Annotated in this window: 20 protein-coding genes; 19 read left to right on the top strand and 1 reads right to left on the bottom strand. The window is 46.5% G+C overall.

Features of this window, described 5'->3' with window-relative positions:
* From CFE47_RS16385 to CFE47_RS16400, 4 genes are all read left to right on the top strand, one after another.
* Nucleotides 1–539 (top strand): S1 RNA-binding domain-containing protein (locus tag CFE47_RS16385; protein ID WP_286838513.1); only part of this gene is annotated, 539 nt, incomplete at its 5' end.
* 161 nt (nt 540–700) lie between these two features.
* Nucleotides 701–985: a hypothetical protein gene (locus CFE47_RS16390; RefSeq protein WP_185708723.1), complete on the top strand. Its 285-nt coding sequence runs from the start codon at nt 701–703 to the stop codon at nt 983–985.
* Between the two features lie 132 nt (nt 986–1,117).
* Nucleotides 1,118–1,414, top strand: coding sequence for an integration host factor subunit beta (gene ihfB, locus CFE47_RS16395; protein ID WP_065886416.1), 297 nt, complete (start codon nt 1,118–1,120; stop codon nt 1,412–1,414).
* 23 nt (nt 1,415–1,437) lie between these two features.
* Nucleotides 1,438–1,662 (top strand): lipopolysaccharide assembly protein LapA domain-containing protein, encoded by a 225-nt coding sequence (locus CFE47_RS16400; protein WP_286838518.1) that lies wholly within the window; start codon nt 1,438–1,440, stop codon nt 1,660–1,662.
* Between the two features lie 171 nt (nt 1,663–1,833).
* Here the strand turns inward: CFE47_RS16400 and CFE47_RS16405 are convergent, their stop codons facing one another.
* The gene (locus CFE47_RS16405) at nt 1,834–3,930 is read right to left on the bottom strand and encodes an acyltransferase family protein (RefSeq protein WP_286838522.1); all 2,097 of its coding nucleotides are present in this window, start codon (nt 3,928–3,930) and stop codon (nt 1,834–1,836) included.
* Between the two features lie 1,263 nt (nt 3,931–5,193).
* Here CFE47_RS16405 and CFE47_RS16410 point away from each other — a divergent pair.
* The 15 genes from CFE47_RS16410 to CFE47_RS16480 all read left to right on the top strand — a co-directional run bounded on the left by CFE47_RS16410 (nt 5,194) and on the right by CFE47_RS16480 (nt 21,326).
* Nucleotides 5,194–6,183 carry an FAD-binding oxidoreductase gene (locus CFE47_RS16410; RefSeq protein ID WP_286838524.1) on the top strand — a complete coding sequence of 330 codons (990 nt, stop codon included), beginning with the start codon at nt 5,194–5,196 and terminating at the stop codon, nt 6,181–6,183.
* 13 nt (nt 6,184–6,196) lie between these two features.
* A complete protein-coding gene (gene rfbF / locus CFE47_RS16415) occupies nt 6,197–6,970 on the top strand; it encodes a glucose-1-phosphate cytidylyltransferase (RefSeq protein WP_286838526.1) in 774 nt (257 codons plus the stop codon).
* 2 nt (nt 6,971–6,972) lie between these two features.
* Nucleotides 6,973–8,058, top strand: a complete 1,086-nt coding sequence (rfbG, locus tag CFE47_RS16420; protein ID WP_286838528.1) for a CDP-glucose 4,6-dehydratase — start codon at nt 6,973–6,975, stop codon at nt 8,056–8,058.
* 26 nt (nt 8,059–8,084) lie between these two features.
* The gene (rfbH, locus tag CFE47_RS16425) at nt 8,085–9,398 is read left to right on the top strand and encodes a lipopolysaccharide biosynthesis protein RfbH (RefSeq protein ID WP_286838530.1); all 1,314 of its coding nucleotides are present in this window, start codon (nt 8,085–8,087) and stop codon (nt 9,396–9,398) included.
* Between the two features lie 2 nt (nt 9,399–9,400).
* The gene (locus CFE47_RS16430) at nt 9,401–10,285 is read left to right on the top strand and encodes an NAD-dependent epimerase/dehydratase family protein (protein WP_286838532.1); all 885 of its coding nucleotides are present in this window, start codon (nt 9,401–9,403) and stop codon (nt 10,283–10,285) included.
* On the top strand, nt 10,282–11,304 hold the full coding sequence (locus tag CFE47_RS16435; protein WP_286838534.1) for a GDP-mannose 4,6-dehydratase: 1,023 nt from the start codon (nt 10,282–10,284) through the stop codon (nt 11,302–11,304). Before CFE47_RS16430 ends, CFE47_RS16435 begins: the two co-directional genes overlap by 4 nt.
* Nucleotides 11,301–12,623: an oligosaccharide flippase family protein gene (locus CFE47_RS16440; RefSeq protein ID WP_286838536.1), complete on the top strand. Its 1,323-nt coding sequence runs from the start codon at nt 11,301–11,303 to the stop codon at nt 12,621–12,623. Before CFE47_RS16435 ends, CFE47_RS16440 begins: the two co-directional genes overlap by 4 nt.
* Nucleotides 12,616–13,575 carry a glycosyltransferase family 2 protein gene (locus CFE47_RS16445; protein WP_286838538.1) on the top strand — a complete coding sequence of 320 codons (960 nt, stop codon included), beginning with the start codon at nt 12,616–12,618 and terminating at the stop codon, nt 13,573–13,575. The genes CFE47_RS16440 and CFE47_RS16445 overlap by 8 nt, the downstream gene beginning before the upstream one ends.
* Before the next feature lie 57 nt (nt 13,576–13,632).
* Nucleotides 13,633–14,439 carry a glycosyltransferase gene (locus tag CFE47_RS16450; protein WP_286838540.1) on the top strand — a complete coding sequence of 269 codons (807 nt, stop codon included), beginning with the start codon at nt 13,633–13,635 and terminating at the stop codon, nt 14,437–14,439.
* Between the two features lie 32 nt (nt 14,440–14,471).
* Complete coding sequence (locus tag CFE47_RS16455) at nt 14,472–15,698, top strand: hypothetical protein (RefSeq protein ID WP_286838542.1); 1,227 nt, start codon at nt 14,472–14,474, stop codon at nt 15,696–15,698.
* Complete coding sequence (locus CFE47_RS16460) at nt 15,682–16,740, top strand: glycosyltransferase family 4 protein (protein WP_286838544.1); 1,059 nt, start codon at nt 15,682–15,684, stop codon at nt 16,738–16,740. The genes CFE47_RS16455 and CFE47_RS16460 overlap by 17 nt, the downstream gene beginning before the upstream one ends.
* 28 nt (nt 16,741–16,768) lie before the next feature.
* Nucleotides 16,769–17,887, top strand: coding sequence for a GDP-mannose 4,6-dehydratase (gene gmd / locus CFE47_RS16465; protein ID WP_286838546.1), 1,119 nt, complete (start codon nt 16,769–16,771; stop codon nt 17,885–17,887).
* A gap of 3 nt (nt 17,888–17,890) precedes the next feature.
* On the top strand, nt 17,891–18,865 hold the full coding sequence (gene fcl, locus CFE47_RS16470) for a GDP-L-fucose synthase (RefSeq protein WP_286838548.1): 975 nt from the start codon (nt 17,891–17,893) through the stop codon (nt 18,863–18,865).
* 291 nt (nt 18,866–19,156) lie between these two features.
* Nucleotides 19,157–20,572: a mannose-1-phosphate guanylyltransferase/mannose-6-phosphate isomerase gene (locus CFE47_RS16475; RefSeq protein WP_286838550.1), complete on the top strand. Its 1,416-nt coding sequence runs from the start codon at nt 19,157–19,159 to the stop codon at nt 20,570–20,572.
* 4 nt (nt 20,573–20,576) lie between these two features.
* Nucleotides 20,577–21,326, top strand: coding sequence for a glycosyltransferase family 2 protein (locus CFE47_RS16480; RefSeq protein ID WP_286838552.1), 750 nt, complete (start codon nt 20,577–20,579; stop codon nt 21,324–21,326).
* Nucleotides 21,327–21,328: the final 2 nt, after the last annotated feature.

Raw genomic sequence — 21,328 nt, forward strand, 5'->3', positions numbered from 1 at the left:
ACGGCGGCATCGACGGCCTGGTTCACCTGTCCGACATCTCCTGGAACGAAGTTGGCGAAGAAGCTGTTCGTCGTTTCAAGAAGGGCGACGAGCTGGACACCGTTATCCTGTCGGTTGACCCAGAGCGCGAGCGTATCTCCCTGGGTATCAAGCAACTGGAAAGCGACCCGTTCTCTGAATACGTTCAGGACAACGACAAAGGCGCAATCGTTAAGGGCATCGTGAAAGAAGTTGACGCTAAAGGCGCCATCATCACTCTGGCCGACGATATCGAAGCGACTCTGAAAGCCTCCGAAATCAGCCGTGACCGCGTTGAAGACGCGCGCAACGTTCTGAAAGAAGGCCAGGAAGTAGAAGCCAAGATCATCAGCGTTGACCGCAAGAGCCGCGTAATCCAGCTCTCCATCAAGTCGAAAGACGATGCTGAAGAGAAAGAAGCAATCCAGAGCCTGCGCGACAAGCCAGCTACCTCTGAAATTGCTGCTGGTCCTACCACTCTGGGCGACCTGCTGCGTGCACAAATGGAAAAGCAGAACTAAGTTCTGTCAGACCATAGAAAAAGGGCGACTTCGGTCGCCCTTTTTTGTGCTCGCAATTCCTTGAATCAACAACCGAGAACCAAGGCGTGCAGCTCAGTGTCAGAACTGACTATAGTCTTCACAAAACAAGTGCTCGTGTTATGGCTTCAATAAGGATCTGAATGAACAGGCTTATCGTAGTAATCGCCGTGGTAATGCTTGCAGGCTGCGCCGCCACCAGCGCCAAGACCCACGCCAAGCGCGGCGTGAGCGGCATCGAGATCGACTGCTCGGGCTTGGGCAATAACTGGGACAAGTGCGAAAGCCGCGCCGCCCGTGAATGCAAGATGCAAGGCTACAAGGTGATCACCCGATCCAGCGACGCCAAGGACGAAGAGGGCGACTACCTCTTCGGCTGGAACCCTGCCGGCGCTGTAACTCGCACCATGCTTGTCATGTGTAATTGAGGGTTTGAGGCGCCTGTCAGGCGTATGCATCTAACCGGTAGATAAGTTGAGCCGTGGGCTGTTCAAATTCATCAAGTCATGCTAAAACCTTCGAAGCGCTTTTCCTAGCTGCTTGAAAAAGAAGGGAAAAATATGACGAAGTCGGAGTTGATCGAACGAATTGTCACCCATCAAGGGCTGCTCTCATCCAAGGATGTGGAGCTGGCTATCAAGACCATGCTTGAACAAATGTCCCAGTGCCTGGCGACTGGCGACCGGATTGAGATCCGTGGGTTTGGCAGTTTTTCGCTGCACTATCGTGCGCCAAGGGTTGGGCGAAATCCCAAGACTGGGCAGTCGGTGAGTCTGGATGGGAAGTTTGTGCCTCATTTCAAGCCGGGGAAGGAGTTGCGGGATCGGGTGAATGAGGATGAGGAAGAGGGTATCTGAGCGGTTTTTAGAATGAGGGCATTATGTATAAGGCGATGCGACTTTTGCTGGTTTTGATGGTTCTCGTTGTTTTTCTAGTTGTTTCGGCTTTTGTCTTAGAAAATCAGCAGAAGATCAGTCTTTCGTTTCTATGGCTAGGCACAGCGCAACTGCCTGTGTCAGTATTTATAATTCTGGCTCTTATTGTAGGCATGCTGGTAGGTCCGTTAGTTGAACTGCTGGTGCGACGTATTCGCCGTGTCGTCTAAGCGGATGCTGATTGTTAGTGTTTTAATATGCTTTTAGTTAGAGTGGTTAAAAAGTTAAATTAGATCTAGGCTGTAGCCGATAATAATATATCAGCTCTAATATAGCTCGCATCTTGACCTTTTTGATTTTTACGCTTCCTCCCGCCATCAAGGTGGGAGGAAGCAGACAAGCTATAGCTTTGTTTTCGAGACCAATGTTTCTGTTGAAAATTGTTCGATAAAGGGGATTAGTTGTTTTGCAATTTTTATACTTGAATAAACAGAGATGTGATCAGTAAAGCCGTAAATTAATCTTCCGTCAGCAACGGATCCGCAAATACGTGTAGTGGTGTCGCACAATATATCGAGAGTGTCGAATACTCGCACTGAGCCAATATGTCGACTTGCGATATTGTAAAGCATATCTCTGTAAGCTTTCGACAGTTCCATCTGTTTGTCATAGGCGATTGAGCATGCCGCTTGTTTGTCGAGTCCCAATATAACATCCAGAGCGTGCAGTGAGGTCGCCCTAGGTACGCATTTTTTTGGGTCGGGTAATGTTGGGTTGTCAATGACTAGGACGACTTTTTTTCCAGTTTTGATTATCTCTGAAACCATAGCATCAAGTCCTTCCAAGGCAAGTTTTTTATTTTTACTCGCTGGCAATTTTTCAATTGAGTAGTCGTTGTCGAGTTGGAAAAGAGCTCGTGTTGATGTGGCAATAGCGACGACCTCAATCTTGGGGTCGTTTGTGATGGCTTTCAGCGTCAAATGTGCCAAAGTTTGATAGGGCTGATAAATAACCGCTTTACTGATGACCGGAACCGTCGGCCCCAGGCGTCCGTTGCCTCCGATTACTTTCCAATAGCCGTTAGGTTTCTCGTAACTAAAAATACCAGGAAGTAGCGCTGCAGCTTTGCTATCACCGATTAACGCAAATTTTGCATCTCCACGTAAGTCCGTCGAGCAAAATGAAAACTCCTTTGTGTCCTCATCATCTAGCCCGCATCCACGAAACTCAAAGCTCTGAGCAATAGGTGTTGGTTTGATCAGCGGGTTTTTATCGACGATTAATCGAGAGTCGATCCCATCTTTTTTGTAGGTGGTGTATCCTGCCGCGCCTATAAGTGCGGCGATGATGCAGAGGCTTGCGGTTTTAATCCGTGTTGAGGAGCCAAATCGGATTGGTTTCTCCAAGAGCTGATAGGTAAGCCAAGAAAGCAAAAGGCTGATAATGAGGCAAATAGTGTTCGAAAGGATAGAGGGGGGTTGTGGTTGCAAAACTCTGGCAAAGGTTAAGATAGGCCAGTGCCACAGATATAGGGGGTAGCTAATGGCTCCTATAAATACCATAAGCCTATTGGATAGCAGGGTGTGATTGATCCAGGCGGTCGGTCCGGCGAGTATAATTAGAACGGTACCCAGTACCGATATCAAAGCCCACCATCCAGGAAATAGATATGTTGTTTTAAGTAGGGTGACGTTAAAGAGAAGTAAAAAGATACCAATGATTGCTGATATGTTTTTTAGTCTGCCGATGTGCGGGTTTAGGTCGGCGGTTAAATTCGATGTAGTAGGTGTGCTGTTGGGTGAGTAATAATTTTCGTTGTTTTTTTGAATGACGAAATAGGCTAATATAGCCCCGGACAGTAGTTCCCAGATTCTCGTTTGGGGCATGAAAAATGTTTTTATAATGTTTTTTTCTATGCCTGTTATGTTGAGGATGAATGATATTGTTGTTAAAACTAATATAATTAGAAGCAAATTTATCTTCATGCGCCAACCAATCCAAGCAATAAGCGGAAACAGTAGGTAAAACTGCTCCTCTATTGCAAGGGACCAAAGGTGCATGAGGGGTTTGGCTTCTGAAGAAACGTCAAAATAACCCGATTCACTTCTCAGTAAAAAGTTTTCGTAAAAACCCATTCCTGCAAAAACATGCTTACCAAGTAATTTGAACTCATCGGGTAGTAATGTTGCCCAGCCGAAAAGATAAGTCGATAGGACAACAATTAAAAGTGCTGGGAATATTCTTTTTATTCTGTGTGCGTAAAAAATCGTGAAGCTGAATGATTCAGTTTGTAGGCCTTTTAATATGATGCTGAATATTAAATATCCAGAAATCACGAAGAAAATATCAACTCCCGAAAATCCACCGGGGAGTGCGCCCGGAAAGGAGTGATATATAACAACGGACAATATTGCAAGGGCCCTGAGGCCGTCTATGTCAGGTCTGTATGCAGATTTTTTCTTGAAATTGTCTTTTGCGTCTGGAGCCTTAGGCTGCATGGGATGTAGTCCGTTCCTACTGGTTCAATGTTTGATGATAACCTATTATCCTTCGGTAGTTGCCTGTCTGTATTTTTCTAGACTTCGTGCGCGGCAGACCGAAAACAGCTTGAATTTCGAGTACGTCGGGACTTTAGCGTCCGTATCCGTTAAGGGTAGAAGCCTACGATGGCCGAATGGTAAGAGCTCGTCGGCGCAGCCTTGGATTTGCTTGCAGATATTTCTCGTGAGTCCGCCGCAGTCGGTGGTCACAAACTTATGTCCGGTTGATGCTCAAGACGTCCCGTTGGCTACGTTGATCTGTGGCCGCTTGGAGCCTCTGCGCAAGCGTTTCGTCTCTTGATAGCCAGTTATCAGCGCTAATTTGTGATTGGCGTAATCGCGAAATGTTTGAGCCGATGCTCAAGCGGCTTCACGTCAGGCTCGGCAATGATTGGATAGGTGGATGATTGATTCTGCCGCCGTGCGAGCGCCCGAGACTACTCGTAGTGTTAGGAAAAAAAGGCCGAAGAGCTGCAAGATCATACTCCTGTGAAAAGGTTAGGGCGGCCTGAGCACCAATATCCATATGCTGTGCGATTCCGATAGTGCCTCGCTGAAGTTTCTATTGGCGGGCGAACAGCTCTAGGACACCGCTCAAGCCTGGCGGGTATTTGATGAAGATGAGACGCCCGGTAAGCACGCTCGCTCCCGCAAACCTTGTCGACGGTTGCTTGGACAAAATTTGCGACGCTGAAGCGTTGCGTCGCTCCTCTGCCCGGTATCGGATCCATCCAGTTATTTCCTCTGCGTAGCATGAAGCGCAATATCAGAGCGGGATTTCCGGGATTGTTCAACCGCCCTGGTGCCAGCGGCGCATATCATCTGGCATATATTTGGCTGGCTGAGAGACCCGGCGTCGTTACGCGCTTTGATAAACCCGCGAGAAGTCATACGGCGATGTTCTCGCTGGCCTGCGCCATACGATGTTTCGACGTCACCTTCCGCACGGAACCTAGGGTCGTTTGGGGTTATTGATGATTGCTGGCTGAAGGCTGTCGATGGCCGTATGATTGGCAATTTTTTCCATAGTAAAAATTCGCGATTACAGATCAAGGTGCGGCTGTTCGACACAGGTACAGAAATGCGGTGCTCATGTCGCTAAGTCATAATCACGAACTGCCTGGCTGAATGGCGGCAGCGTTTAATATCGGAACGTGCGTATTGACTTGTTTGTTAATATATGACCATTAATTTGCCAGTAAAAAATGAATAGCGAATATCATGTCAATTGTAACTTTGTCTAACGGGAAAAAATTTTTTTGCGAGACGGGCGTAACGCTCTTGGATAGCGCAAAAAAGCACGGTGTAGTCCTGGAGTACAGCTGCCGTTCCGGGCGTTGCGGCGTATGCAAGGCTAGCGTGGTCGGCGAGACCGGGGTGATTCATCATGATGAGTCCGCGTTATCCACCGAGGAGATAGCGTCAGGGTTTATCTTAACGTGTTGCCGCACAGCGTTGACCGATGTACGCCTAGATATTGAGGACCTCGGTCATTTTGCTGAAATTAGGATTAAAACACTGCCGTGTCGAGTGGATTCATTCAGGCGCTTGGCTGACGATGTGATGGAGGTTGTCTTAAGATTACCGCCTAAAGACCCGCTGAATTATCTTCCTGGCCAGTATGTAGACATCATCGCCAAGAGCGGTGTGAGAAGGAGCTATTCCATCGCCAATGCCCCTCGTCAGGATGGAAAGCTAGAGTTTCAGATTCGCCAAGTTGAAGGTGGTGTAATGAGTCAATATTGGTTCGAAGGGCTTGCCGGTAACGATTTGTTGCGGCTGGAGGGCCCCCAAGGCACTTTCGCGTTGCGTAACACCTCGCCTACCAACCTAGTCTTCTTGGCGACTGGCACGGGGCTTGCTCCAGTAAAAGCGATTTTAGAACAGTTGAGTGCCAATCCTGCGTTGGTGACAGGGAAAAGGGTTTGGGTCTATTGGGGCGGTCGCCATGCTCAGGATATATACTGGGTGCCTGAGCTCGGGTCGCTACCAATCTCCTTTGTGCCGGTGTTGTCGCGCCCCGACAGCAGTTGGGAAGGGCGTACGGGTTATGTGCAGGATGTGCTTGTGCAAGATGGCGTCGATTTGGTTGACGCTGTGGTTTACGCCTGTGGTTCCGAGTATATGATTCACTCGGCCAAGGAAAAACTCGTGAAGTCTGGCCTGCCACACAAAAATTTCTATTCCGATGCTTTTGTGAGCTCGAATTAATTAAGGATAAAAGATGAAAGCTGTGATTTTGGCTGGCGGTCTAGGCACGCGTTTGAGTGAGGAAACAAGCACCCGGCCTAAACCGATGGTCGAGATTGGTGGCAAACCAATTTTGTGGCACATCATGAAGATGTATTCTGCTCACGGCATTAACGATTTTATTATCTGCTGTGGCTACAAAGGTTATGTCATCAAAGAGTACTTCGCTAACTATTTCCTTCACATGTCGGACGTGACGTTCAACATGCGTGACAACACCATGCAAGTGCATGACAAGCGTGCCGAAGCATGGAGTGTGACCCTGATTGATACTGGCGACGACTCCATGACCGGCGGACGCCTTCGTCGTGTTGCCGAATATGTGAAGGATGAGGAGTCGTTCTGCTTCACTTATGGCGATGGTGTCGGCGACATCGACATCAGTGCGTCCATTGCGTTCCACAAGCAGCACGGCAGGGCGGCGACACTCACCGCGACGTATCCACCAGGGCGCTTTGGCGCTTTGGACATTCGCCAAGGACAGGTGCTGAACTTTAAAGAAAAGCCAAAGGGCGACGGCGCTATGATCAACGGTGGCTTTTTTGTCTTGAACCCGGAAGTGTTGGATTACATCACCGACGACGGCAGTGTTTGGGAACAGGAGCCCTTGATGAATCTGGCTGCCGAGAATCGGCTAATGGCTTTTGAGCATCAGGGGTTCTGGCAGCCGATGGATACCCTGCGCGACAAGCATCACCTCGAAGAGCTCTGGACGTCGGGTAAAGCGCCCTGGAAAACTTGGGAGTGAAAATGAAAGCCACTGTCACACCTGACTTTTGGAAAGGTAAAAAGGTATTTTTGACTGGTCATACCGGCTTCAAGGGGAGCTGGCTGTCGCTATGGCTGCAAAGTATGGGCGCCGATGTGAAGGGCTACGCCCTCGCGCCACCCACGACGCCTGCTCTTTTTGATGAGGCAGGTGTCGGTGAACACATGCAGTCGCACATCGGCGACATCAGAGACCTGCACGCGATCACACGAAGCATGGTTGATTATGACCCCGACATCCTCATCCATATGGCCGCACAGCCATTGGTCCGCCTTTCTTATAAACAGCCGGTCGAGACCTATGCCACCAACGTGATGGGCACCGTACATGTGCTCGAAGCGGCGCGCCAATGCAGTAGCTTGCGCGCGATCGTTAACGTGACTACAGATAAATGTTACGAAAACCGTGAGTGGGAATGGGGTTATCGAGAAGATGAACCCATGGGCGGGCATGATCCGTACAGCAACAGCAAAGGCTGTATGGAGTTGGTCACTTCGGCCTATCGCAATTCTTTTTTTGGCAAGGACCAAACTGTCGCCCTTGCATCGGCCCGTGCCGGGAATGTAATTGGTGGTGGCGATTGGGCTGAAGATCGCCTGATTCCAGATATACTCACCGCCTTTGAAAAGCAGAAGCCGGTAGTTATCCGCAATCCTCAGGCAACCCGGCCATGGCAGCACGTACTTGAGCCACTAGGTGGCTATTTGGTATTGGCTCAGAGTTTGTGGGAGCGTGGCCAGGATGTAGCACAGGGCTGGAACTTCGGACCTAAGGACGAAGATGCCCGCCCCGTCGACTGGATTCTAGACCATATGGTTAACACCTGGGGTGAAGGTGCGAGCTGGGCTCTGGACCAGAATCCTCAGCCCCATGAAGCTCGTTATTTAAAGCTCGATGTGTCAAAAGCTCGAGCATATCTGCATTGGTCGCCCACGTGGTCATTGGAGACAACGTTGGCCTATATCGTGAATTGGCATAGGGCTTGGCTCAACGGAAATGATGTACGCGCTCTGTGCGTTGCAGAAATCAATGCCTATATGGCCGCTATGTCTTCATGTGGCAAGTAACTAATATTTTTCAAGCAGGAAACGCTATGACACCCGATATGCTTCGCCAGGAAATCAGTAAGCTCGTTGAGCAGTACGCTCAAGTCGCCCTGGCGCCCAAACCTTTCGTTGCCGGCGAAAGCGTTATTCCACCTTCGGGCAAAGTTATTGGTGCTCGTGAGCTGCAATTGATGGTTGAAGCGTCCTTGGACGGTTGGCTGACTACGGGTCGTTTCAATGCAGAGTTTGAGCGCAAACTGGCTGAGTTCCTTGGCGTAAGATTTGCGCTGTCAGTCAACTCGGGCTCTTCTGCGAATTTGGTTGCCTTCAGCACGCTTACGTCGCCCAAGCTGGGCGAGCGAGCAATCAAGAAGGGCGACGAAGTTATCGGCGTAGCCGCTGGTTTCCCGACTACTGTTAACCCCATTGTGCAGTTCGGCGCCATCCCGGTGTTTGTCGATGTTGATATGAAGACGCACAACATTGATGTCGACCTGATCGAAGCCGCAATTACACCCAAGACCAAAGCCATCATGCTAGCCCATACCTTGGGCAACCCTTTCGATTTGGGGGCTGTCAAAGCAATCTGCGAAAAGTACAATCTGTGGCTGATTGAAGACTGTTGTGACGCGCTGGGTGCTACTTATGACGGTAAGTTGGTCGGTACGTTCGGTGATATCTGTACGCTGAGTTTTTATCCGGCTCACCACATCACGATGGGCGAGGGTGGCGCAGTATTCACTAACAGTCCTCAATTGAAAGTGATCGCCGAGTCCTTCCGTGACTGGGGTCGGGACTGCTATTGCGCGCCTGGTTGCGACAACACTTGTGGAGACCGTTTCGGTCAACAGTTTGGCAGCCTGCCGACCGGCTACGATCACAAATATGTTTACGCTCATCTAGGCTACAACCTCAAGATCACTGATATGCAAGCGGCCTGCGGCCTCGCGCAACTGGACCGTGCCCAGGAGTTCATTGACACCCGCAAGCGCAACTATGTGTTGCTGAAGTCGCGGTTGAGCAGCTTGTCTGATTTTTTGGAAATCGCCGAACCAACGCCAAACAGTGATCCATCGTGGTTTGGTTTCCCTGTAACTCTGAAAGAGAGTTCGGGCGTTCAGCGCGTTGATCTGTTGAAGTTCCTGGATCAGAACAACATTGGTTCACGACTGCTGTTCGCAGGCAACCTGACGCGTCAGCCTTACTTTCAGGGACTTGAATATCGCGTTGTTGGCGAGCTGACGAATACGGATCGCACGATGAACCAGACGTTCTGGCTGGGTATATATCCTGGCTTAGGCTCGGAGCAGTTTGAGTACATTGGAGAGAAACTGGAAGAGTTTTTCGGTATCAGCTTTTAAGTATGAAGAATATATTGCTGACAGGCGCCAGCGGATTCTTGGGAAGCGCACTTGCTCATCATTGGGTTCGTGCCGGTTATAAAGTTTCTGTTCTGCTTCGACCGGAATCTGCGGCAGCTCGAATCGTAGACCTGATGAACAATATCCAGTTGTACAGGTGTAGTGGTGACGACGAAGTCCTTTCTGCAATTGGAAAAGTGGCACCCGATTACATAGTCCATACGGCATGCTCATATGGACGAGCGGGTGAGAATCTTATTCATATTTTCGACGCTAATGTTCGTTTTGGGCTCCTTTTATTAGAGGGGGCAAGTCGATTGGATAAGCAGGTAACGTTTTTAAATACAGGCACTATTCTTGACTCTTCTGTCAGTAGTTATGCGATGACTAAAAATAGCTTCAGTAATTTAGGTTCGCTTCAAGCGAGGTGGGGCGACAGAGGTGTCCAATTTATAAATGTCGCCTTACAACATATGTATGGTCCAGGTGATGACAAAAGCAAGTTTACGACTTATGTAATTGGATCTTGCATTGATAATGTGGAACGCTTGCGGCTCACCTCAGGTATCCAAGAAAGAGATTTTATTTACGTTGAAGATGTTGTGAGTGCTTATGATGTGATTCTTTCAAATGTTTCGAGTTTTGCTTGTGCCGAAGAAATTGAAGTTGGTTATGGTGATGCCGTATCTGTAAAAAGCTTTGTAGAGTTAGTTCATTCTATGACTGCTTCTAAGACTCTACTCGAGTTTGGCGCTGTTCCTTGCCGAGCCAACGAAGCGATGTTGCTTGTGGCCGATATCAGTCGTTTACGCTCACTTGGTTGGACGCCAACAATATCATTGAAGGTAGGCGTGCAGAAAATCATTGATAAGGATTATGTAATATGAAATTGCTCATTACCGGTGGCTGTGGATTTCTTGGTAGCAACTTAGCCTTCGACGCCATTCAGCGAGGAGATGAGGTTGTAATTTTTGATAGCTTATATCGTAGTGGCTCAAGGGAGAACCTTGTATGGCTGCAGAGTTATGGGCAATTCACGTTTGAACATGGCGACATCCGAAATCAAAATGATGTTAATCGAGTCATACAGTTATTTAAACCTGATGTGATTTTTCACTTAGCAGGCCAGGTTGCAATGACTAGTTCTATTGCTAATCCTCGCATGGATTTTGAAGTGAATGTTCTGGGAACTCATAACCTTCTCGAAGCGGTCCGTTTGCATGTGCCGGACGCCACGATTGTGTACTCTTCTACTAATAAGGTATATGGAGATCTAGAGCAATTTGCTTACCGTGAGACGTCGACTCGTTATGAGTGTACGGATAAAATGAGAGGCTTTGACGAAACCACGCAACTCGATTTTCACTCTCCTTATGGTTGTTCCAAAGGAGCCGCGGATCAGTATATGCTGGATTACGCGCGCATATTTGGGTTGAGAACTGTAGTTTTCCGTCATTCGTCAATGTATGGCGGCCGTCAGTTTGCCACTTATGATCAGGGATGGGTAGGATGGTTTTGTCAGAAGGCACTTGAGGCAAGAAATAGAGTTATCGCTGATTCATTCACTATTTCAGGGAGTGGGAAGCAAGTTAGAGATGTACTGCATGCTGACGACATGAAGCAACTATATTTGGCTGCCGTAAACAATATAGATACTGCTAAAGGTCAAGCATTCAACGTTGGCGGTGGCATGGAGAATAGCTTTTCACTCCTTGAGTTGTTTTCTCATTTGGAAGAAGTCACTGATACTAAGTTGAATTATGCAAAGTTGCCTGTTCGGGAAAGCGATCAGCGTGTATTTGTTGCATGTTTGGATAAAGCAAAAGAAATACTGAAGTGGGAGCCAAAGGTTTCTTCAAAAGTTGGTGTGAAACGAATGTTGGATTGGTTGAGTCATAAAGAATGACTACTGAGGTTGCAAAAAGAAGAACCACAAACTATTTTAAACAGGTTCAGGCTTCTGTTTTGTTTAAGGCTGGTGCCGTTCTTGCGTCGTTTATCAGTATACCCATATTGATTAGATATCTTGGGGTGGAGAAGTTCGGCGTTTGGTCAACAATCTTAAGCGTGATGACCTGGTTAGTGCTCTTTGATCTTGGAGTTGGTAACGGATTAAAAAACTGCGTATCGAAAGCACTTGCAGATAACAATCGTGTGGAGGCCAGAAAGTATATATCCGCTGGTTACACCCTCATTGGGGGGATTGCGATAGTATTGTGGCTTTTTTCTTTTTTTGGTGCGTATTACATTCCATGGCATCGAGTGTTCAATACGATTGCTGTGTCGGAAAATGAAATTAGGCTGACTGTCCAGATTTCGTTAAGTTGTATTATTTTGAATTTCTGGATGGGTTTGGTAGGGGCGATTTTAGGTGGTTTTCAAAAAACGTCTTTAGTTGCATTAGGACAATTATACTCAAATATATTCTCTCTTTTTTTTGTATGCCTTGTATGGGCGATGCTTGATCCATCTATTGTGGTTTTAGCAATAGTTTATGGAGTGGCAGTGATTTTTTCTAGTATCCTCTTAAGTGTAGGGTTCTATAAGGATAATAAAGACCTTATTCCGGTTTTTTTTTGGAGGCGTAAATATATTAACCCGCTGTTATCGGTAGGCCTCACATTTTTTACTATACAGATAGCCGTGTTGGTGGTGTTTACTACGGACAAAATATTGATAACTCAGTTTTTTGGTCCTCAGATGGTTACACAGTACGAAGTCGTAATGAAGATTTTTGCACTGTTTTCCTTTGCCCATGCTCTTATCTCTGCACCGCTATGGCCCGCTTATTCGGATGCTTTTCATCGTAAAGATAATCACTGGATAAGACAGATGCTCATTAAACAGTTAATGGTGTTTGCCGTTTTTGTTGTTGCAGTTATAGTGATGGTGCTGATTGCTAAAAAAATTATTTTGATTTGGATAGGTGATGATTTAGCGGTCTCAATTGATTTGATTTTGGTGATTGCTATTTTTATATTGGTATCTATTTGGAATAATATATATGCAATGATTCTAAATGGTGTTGGGAAAACAAACGTTCAACTAATAACGGCTGTGCTGGCGATGTTGTTTAATATTCCATTGGCGTACGTCCTTGTTAGAGTGTATGGGCTTGGAGTCAGCGGTGTGGTTGTTGCGGCCACAGTTAGTTTGTTATTTTCAGCTGTTGCTCTTCCCATACAAGTTTTTCGCTCTGCACTTAAGGAAAATTCTGGTGAGTGATTTTAAAGAAGGATGTCCTAAAGTTAGTGTGTTGGTTCCCGTGTATAATCGCGAAAAATATATTGTTGAATGTATTGGTTCCGTTTTGAAGCAGGAGTTTTCTGACTTCGAAATTGTGATAGTGGATAATAGAAGTACGGATAATACCTGGGCAATTTGTCAGGATTTATCCCGCACGGATAAAAGGATTAGAATTTTTCAAAATGATAAAAATATTGGTCCTGTACTTAATTGGATGAGGTGTATCGAAGAAGCTAGGGGGCGCTACAGTAAAATAGTATTTAGCGACGACCTGCTTTTAGATCACTGTCTTGAGAAAATGTATAGTGCTTGCACGGATGATGATGTGGCGTTCGTGTTCTCTGCTGCAAAGATAGGAAGTTCTACTGAATTGTGTACGATTTCATATCAGAATAGTAGTGACTCACTCATTACATTTGATGAGTACGTTGCTCGCTTATTAGATCATCTCGCGCCATTGAGTCCTGGTGCGATTATGCTACGCACAAAAGATTTGAAACAGAATTTGATGTTAGATATTCCAGCATCAACGCCACGGCAATTTTTAAAAAATGGAGCGGGTCCAGATATTTTGATCTCTTTAATTACCGCTAGTAATTACTTGTATGTTTCTTGCATACGTGAGCCTTTAGTTTTTTTTAGGGCGCATGAGGATTCTTTTAGCATTAGGGATGTTAATGATGAGGTGACATTAGGTTATGTCTCCGCTATTTCATTTTTTTTAAAGTTTCATGCGCCGAAGTACTGGTTGAAATATGTAACGCTTAGTTGGATTAGGCAGATAATAAAACGTCGTTCTTGGGGCTCTCCCAGAAAATACCTTATTCAAAATGAAGGCTGTGGTAGTTTCGTAGAGGTCGTGCAGCTCCTCAAGCACGCTGTAGTTCTGGCCTTTGGAAAGTTATTAAAGTCTATTAAGGTTTTTGGTTAGGTGTTGGTGATTGAATATTTGGTGGTATGATATGTTTATGCTTGGTTTGAGGTGGATATGAATTATAAAAAAGAATCGGATAAGAAGCTGCCTTTAATAAGTGTTGTTGTTGCTGTTTTCAATGGGGTAGAAACTATTGAGCGGCTGCTGTTAAGTATTGCTGAGTGCCCTTATGAGCGTGTAGATCTAATTATTATGGATGGTGGATCGACTGATGGTACTCTTGAGTTGCTTGAGAAATATCGCGATCATATTAAGTGCTGGAGAAGCGAGCGTGATGAAGGCATATATGATGCTTTAAATAAGGCTATCTCTTTTTGCGAGCTTGGCAGCTACGTGTTGGTTCTTGGAGCTGATGATAAGTTGCTGAATATTCAGCCTGTTGTTGACTCTATTATACGCAATAATGCAGATGTGTTAGTAACGAATGTTCGGCAGAAAAATATAAAAAGTGGTGTGGCAACGGCTTATAAGTGTTTTTTGCCTGCGGATATAAATAATTATAACTTTTTGAGCTTTCCACTTCATCATCAAGGATTTATATTCAAAATTCCTGATGTTGCTTTCCAGGGTTTTTATCCGGAATTAGGACTACACTCTGATTATGAATTTATGGCGCGTACGCTCTGCACAGCTAAATATCCGGTTTTTGTTGATGTCCTATTGTCGGAATATTCAACAGGTGGTGCATCTGATTACTTTTCTTGGAAGAATTTAAAGTCGTTGGGCTGCGTGGCGCGCGAGTTAGGATTGAGTCGTCTAAAAATAGTGGTTCTTTCACCTCTTCAATTTTTAAGAATATTGATTAAGTTAATTTTGCCGACTGGTTGTGTTGATTTGTTGAGGCGGTTTTTTCGTCCTTGAATATGTTGATCTTTGTTTTTTTCGGATAAATTATGGATATTATTGAAGATTTCATTCGATTGACTCCGGAATATTTTTATTTATCGCTGTGTTTTTTATTATTTATCACCGCGTGTGGTTGTGGATTGCGCAGATTTCTTGGGCCGATAGCCGTCGCGAGTATTTATTTTTATGGCGCAGCGTTGTTGATGATGGGCGCTGGAATGGAGCAGTTTGTCCAAGCTTTGGTGTTAGTGCTGCTCTACTTTGTTTCATTGGTTATCGGCGTTCGCGCTCCGTCATTGAAATTTGCACGTAGCACTTTAACCACTGATTCTATGCCAAAGCTGTATAACCGTTTGGCACTTTTTGTACTTGTAATGTACGCGGTGTTTTTTTGGTTTTTGCTTTCGAAGTTTACTCAAAATTATCGAATAGATAAAATTAACTGGGGGGGCGAGGCTGGAGTGCTGTCATACGTTTTATCGCTTTTAAATGGTGTGTTGCTGAGTCTTTTGTTTCTGTTGTTAGTGGCTCGAAATTATGTGCTGTTTTTGATTGTTGGATGTTTCCTTGTGCTGGGAGGTGTTGTATTTGGTGAGAAAGGAGTAATAATTAATCTTGCGGTCGTAGTGATTTCAGTGATTTTTCAGAAGCCTATCCGCTTAAAGAGCATATTTTTTATTTTTGTGTTGTCGATAATTATATCGCTCCTTACAGTTGTATTTTTTTTTGGAGCTGCGTCTAGCAACGTTGATGATGCGCTTGTGGCTTTTTTGGCAAGATTAGTAGCATCTTTCGATGGGACTATGATTATTCTTAAAGCGCGCATGTATGAGAGCGTAAGTTTGCCTAATACAGTGCTTTATTACATATTTGATTTTATTGTCAGTAGGATATATGGTGTTAGTCCTGGTGTAGGTCAAATGCTGGCATCGACTAATATCTACGTATATCCGGAAAATGGTGGCCCAAATGACTCCTTAATAAACTATTTCTTACTATCTGATTTGGTTGACAAGGTTGTCGTGTGTTTTTTCGTGTCTTCTTTTGCGTTCGTCATGGGGGCCCTTGATGCTATCGTAAAGACTTGCCGATTAAATACATATAGTGCTGGTTGGAAGTTTATTCTTCTGCCTTTGTATTTCTATATGCCAACTTTTTTTCAGGCTACAGGAACAGCATTTTTGCTTTTGGCTAGATATTATTTTCTGTTGTTTCCGGTGGTTATTATTGCTTTTTTTTTAAGAAGGTGTTTGAGAGATGTCAAAGCTAAATAAGAAAAAAGTTCTTTTTTTTGCTAAGGTGGCTGATAAGAAAATTCTTTCTGATGTGTCATTTTATGAGCAAGATATTAGAGCTTTAAAAGACATGGGTTTCGATGTCCATGTTTCTAATCGGTTGAGAGATATTTTTTTATGTCGTTATGATGTTTTGTATGTTTGGTGGTGGACTTATTCGTTGCTCCCCATAATTGTATCTCGATTAAAAGGTAGCAAGTGTATAGTTGCAGGGGCTTTTCATTACGAGACACCTTTGATGTCAGGTACTGATTTTGTAAGGCGTTCTTGGCTTTACAGAATGTTGATTGGCTTGTCTCTGCGAACTGCACATATGAACATATTCGTTTCTGCTTGCGAGTACAACGCAGTGGTTGATAATTTGCGTGTAAATAATCCCAGGTTGGTTTATCACGGGATAGATACCGATGTCTATATTCCTTGTGATGGTCGTGATGATGAGTTCTTAGATTTTAATTGTCGCACTCCTCAGTTGTTATGTATCAGCTGGATGGAAAAAAATAATATCGAAAGAAAATGTATTCGCGAAGTGGTCGATGCACTGGAAATTCTCTATCAGCAGGGTGTTGAAGCTAACTTGCTTTTAGTTGGGCGTTCAGGGCCTGGGTACGAGGAGTTCAAAGAGTTTGTAGCTACAAAGTCATGTAAAAAAAATATTACTTTTAAAGGCCATATTACGGAAGCTGAAAAGATAAGTCTTTTAAGGACCTCGACGATGTATGTTTCCCCTACGTTGTACGAGGGCTTTGGCATTGCCATTGCCGAGTCCTTATCTGCTGGATGCCCCGTGATTACCAGTAGAAATGGGGCGGTTCCTGAGGTTGTTGGGCGTTGTGCTATATTTGTTGATCCGGTTTCTTCAAACTCTATTGCTCAAGCAATTTTAACGCTTCTGCAAAATCCAGAAACTCGACTTAGGCTTTCAAGGTTAGGTCGACGAAGAATCATGAGTAAGTACTCGTATCGTAAGCATAGCGAAAGTCTCGCGGCAGCGGTGCTTTCTTTATCAGATATAAATTGAAATTTTTGATTTTTTATAGTGAGGGTTTATGAAAAAAGCACTTATCACAGGAATCACAGGGCAAGATGGATCCTATCTCGCAGAATTTCTGCTTGATAAAGGTTACGAAGTCCATGGCATCAAGCGCCGAGCCTCGTCCTTCAATACTCAGCGCGTGGACCACATCTACCAAGACCCGCATGTTGATAATCAAAAGTTCGTCCTGCACTACGGCGACTTGACCGACTCCTCCAACCTCACTCGCATCATTCAGGAAGTGCAGCCGGACGAGGTCTATAACCTTGGCGCACAGTCCCACGTTGCCGTGAGCTTCGAATCGCCTGAATACACCGCTGACGTTGATGCCATGGGCACCTTGCGTATTCTGGAAGCCATCCGTCTGCTGGGGCTTGAAAAGAAAACCAAGTTTTATCAGGCATCGACCTCCGAACTTTATGGTCTGGTACAGGAAACCCCCCAGAAAGAGACCACGCCTTTCTATCCACGCTCCCCTTATGCGGTAGCAAAAATGTACGCCTACTGGATCACGGTTAACTACCGCGAAGCCTATGGCATGTATGCGTGTAACGGCATTTTGTTCAATCATGAGTCTCCGCGCCGTGGCGAAACATTCGTGACCCGAAAGATCACTCGCGCTTTGGCAAATATCTCCCAAGGCCTTGAGAAGTGCGTTTTCCTGGGCAACATGGATGCGCTGCGTGACTGGGGCCACGCTAAAGACTACGTACGCATGCAGTGGATGATGCTGCAACAGGACCAACCTGAAGATTTCGTGATTGCCACGGGTGTCCAATACTCCGTGCGCGAATTCGTGCGTTGGTCTGCTGCCGAACTGGGTGTCGAGTTGCGTTTCGAAGGTACGGGTGTTGATGAAGTTGCTATCGTTACAGCGATCGACGGTGACAAGGCACCGGCGCTGAATGTTGGTGATGTAGTGGTTCGTGTTGACCCGCGCTACTTCCGCCCTGCCGAAGTTGAAACTTTGTTGGGTGATCCGACCAAAGCTAAAACCAAGCTGGGCTGGATGCCAGAAATTACCGTTCAGGAAATGTGTGCCGAGATGGTGCGCGAAGACTTGAAAGTAGCGCAGCGTCATGCCTTGCTCAAGCAGCACGGGCATGAGGTTCCTGTAGCAACGGAGAACTGATCGGTGGCTCGTGACATGAACGAAGCGGTGTTGGTGGTTGGTTATCGCGGTATGGTCGGTTCGGCCATCGTGCGACGGCTGTCTGCATTGGGCTATAATAATATTCTGACGCTCAGTCGTGAGGACGTGGATCTGCTCGACCAGAGTGCAGTGCGGGAGTATTTCGCTACGCACAAGGTCGACCAGCTTTATTTGGCTGCTGCGCGTGTTGGGGGCATTCATGCCAACAACACCTATCCCGCAGATTTCATTTACGACAACCTGATGATTCAGGCGAACGTTATCGAAGCCGCGCATCGTGCTGGTGTACAGAAGTTGTTGTTCTTGGGCTCTTCGTGCATTTATCCGAAGCTTGCCGAGCAACCAATGACTGAGCAGGCGCTGCTGACTGGAACGCTCGAGTCGACCAACGAGCCCTATGCGATAGCCAAGATTGCCGGGATCAAGTTGTGTGAGAGTTACAATCGCCAACATGGTCGCGACTATCGCAGCGTGATGCCAACTAATTTGTATGGTCCGCACGATAACTATCATCCTGATAACAGTCATGTTATTCCCGCGTTGTTGCGCCGTTTCCATGATGCAGTTGAGAACGCAGTGGAAGAAGTTGCGATTTGGGGTAGTGGTAAGCCCATGCGAGAATTTTTGCATGTTGACGATATGGCCGCCGCCAGCGTGCATGTCATGGAGCTTGAGGGTGAATTCTATCGCGCCAATACTCAGCCGATGCTTTCTCATATCAATGTGGGCACAGGTATTGACTGTACGATTCGTGAACTGGCGGAAACCATTGCCAAAGTTACGGGTTTCAAGGGCGTCTTGACCTTTGATGCAACTAAACCGGACGGTACGCCACGCAAGCTGATGGATGTATCTCGCCTCAGATCTATGGGGTGGCAGGCGAACATTGGGCTTGAAGATGGACTGAGGAACGCCTATCAGTGGTTTGTCGCAAACCGCCTGGAGACTCGGGGCTGACGGTGTTGGGACGGCGTGTGCTTAAAAGAGCTAGCGTCGTTTCTTGTCAATTTGGATGTCCATTTTGCCGCCTTCCAAGTAAACGGCTGCCTCACTCAGGGGCGCTTGACTCCTCGTCTTCTTGCTTGCCAAATAAGGTGTGGTGCCGGGAGATTTTAGAAATGCCAGTACCCCACCTGCAGGCGTATGATGAGCTCCACGCACTCAATAGTAGATGTCACTGCATCGTGCATGACCCCTCCTGTGGGGATTTTCGTTGCGCTGATCAAGTAAGAATCAAAGGATGATTTAATGTTTCTTCCGGTAATCATGGCGGGTGGCTCTGGCACTCGTCTTTGGCCTTTGTCTCGTCAGTTGAACCCCAAGCAGTTCCTGCCGTTGGTGGATGGGAACCTGACCATGTTGCAGGCCACCATCAAGCGTCTTGACGGATTGGAGCATGCTGTCCCTCGTCTTATCTGTAATGAAAGTCACCGTTTTCTTGCTGCGGAACAGCTTCGTCAATTGGGGCTGGAAGAAGCCAATATTATTCTTGAGCCGGTCGGACGCAATACCGCCCCCGCGATTGCGCTGGCAGCGTTGCAAGCGCTGACCGAGCACGAAGACCCCATCCTGTTGGTATTGGCAGCAGATCACCTGATTCAGGATGTGGATGCGTTTCATCAGAGCATTGCCAAGGCCCAAGTCCTAGCTGAGATGGGTAAGTTGGTGACATTCGCAATTACGCCGAAACACCCTGAAACGGGCTACGGTTATCTCCAAATGGGTTCGCAGGTAGGAGAGGGTGGCTTCAAGGTCAATCGCTTTGTTGAAAAGCCTAACCTTCAAACGGCAGAACAGTATTTATCGGATGGTGGTTATTTTTGGAATAGTGGCATGTTCATGTTCCGGGCCAGCCGCTATCTTCAAGAGCTTGAGCGGTTTCAGCCGAAGATTGTTTCTGTTTGCCGGGAGGCGCTGGCTGGCGGCCAGAAGGATATGCACTTCACCCGTGTAGACAGTTCGATATTCATTACCAGCCCTGATGATTCGATCGACTATGCGGTCATGGAGAAGACCTCCGATGCGGTTATGGTGCCTCTGGATGCTGGATGGAGCGATATCGGCTCTTGGTCGGCGCTCTGGGATGCGGGTGAAAAAAACTCGGAAGGAAATTTGTTCAAGGGCGATGTGCTTTCGGAAAATACGTCCGGTAGCTATGTTCATGCCACACATCGCTTGGTGACTACCGTTGGTGTTACAGACCTTATTATTGTCGAGACCAAAGACGCTGTACTAGTCGCCCATAAAGATCAGGTGCAAGACGTCAAGAAAATCGTCGACCAACTCAAGGGTTTCAAGCGCCAAGAGCATGCAAATCACCGTGAGGTATATCGTCCGTGGGGCGTATACGACTCCATTGATAATGGGGAGCGATACCAGGTCAAGCGAATCACCGTTAAGCCTGGTGAGAAGCTTTCGGTGCAGATGCATCACCATCGTGCCGAACACTGGATTGTCGTGAGTGGAACGGCTCGGGTTACCAATGGTGAAAAAACCTATTTGGTCACTGAAAACCAATCGACTTACATCCCGATTGGCCAAATTCATGCGTTGGAAAACCCAGGGATGATTCCACTCGAATTGATCGAAGTACAATCAGGTTCCTATCTGGGAGAGGACGACATTGTGCGTTTCGAAGATATCTATGGTCGAGTGAAAGGTTGATAGTGTGAAAATTTCGATCGTCACCGTTTGCTATAACAGCGCCACGACCATTCGCGACACCATAGAGTCGGTACTCTGCCAGACCTACCAGGATATTGAGTACATCGTTATAGACGGCGCATCCAAAGACTCGACGCTTGCCATTATTTCTGAATACAAAGGGCGTATATCGACGGTTCTCAGCGAGCCTGACAAAGGTATTTATGACGCGATGAACAAGGGGATCAAGCTAGCAACGGGAGACTACGTAGGTATCCTGAATTCGGATGATGTTTTCTCCAGCACGTCTACCATTGAGGCATTGGTCAATTTCTTGGGAGCTAACCCTGCTTGCGACGCTTCCTATGCAAACTTGGTGTTCGTCCAACGAAATAACACTGATGTTGTGACGCGTAAGTACTCGTCATCTGGATTCTCTGCCTGGAAAATTCGTTTCGGATTCATGCTTCCGCACCCGACCTTTTACGCTCGTCGCAGCCTGTTCGACCAGTTTGGATACTATAAGTTGGGTTATCGCGTTTCAGCTGACTTCGAACTAATGACACGCTTCATCACCGGGGGCATCAAGCTCTCAAGGCATGACGTGAATATGGTCAAGATGCGACAGGGTGGAATCAGCACCACGGGATTTTGGTGGAAAGTTCACCAAAATATGGAAATCGTCAGGGCCTGCAGGGAAAACGGGATCTATACCAATATTTTTATGGTTGCTTTGAAAATTCCTTTCAAAGTTGCCAGCTACTTCTTTAAGTGATG

This window comes from Pseudomonas sp. PGPPP1, assembly GCF_002255865.1.
In the GTDB taxonomy this organism is placed as follows: Bacteria; Pseudomonadota; Gammaproteobacteria; order Pseudomonadales; family Pseudomonadaceae; genus Aquipseudomonas; species Aquipseudomonas cremoris.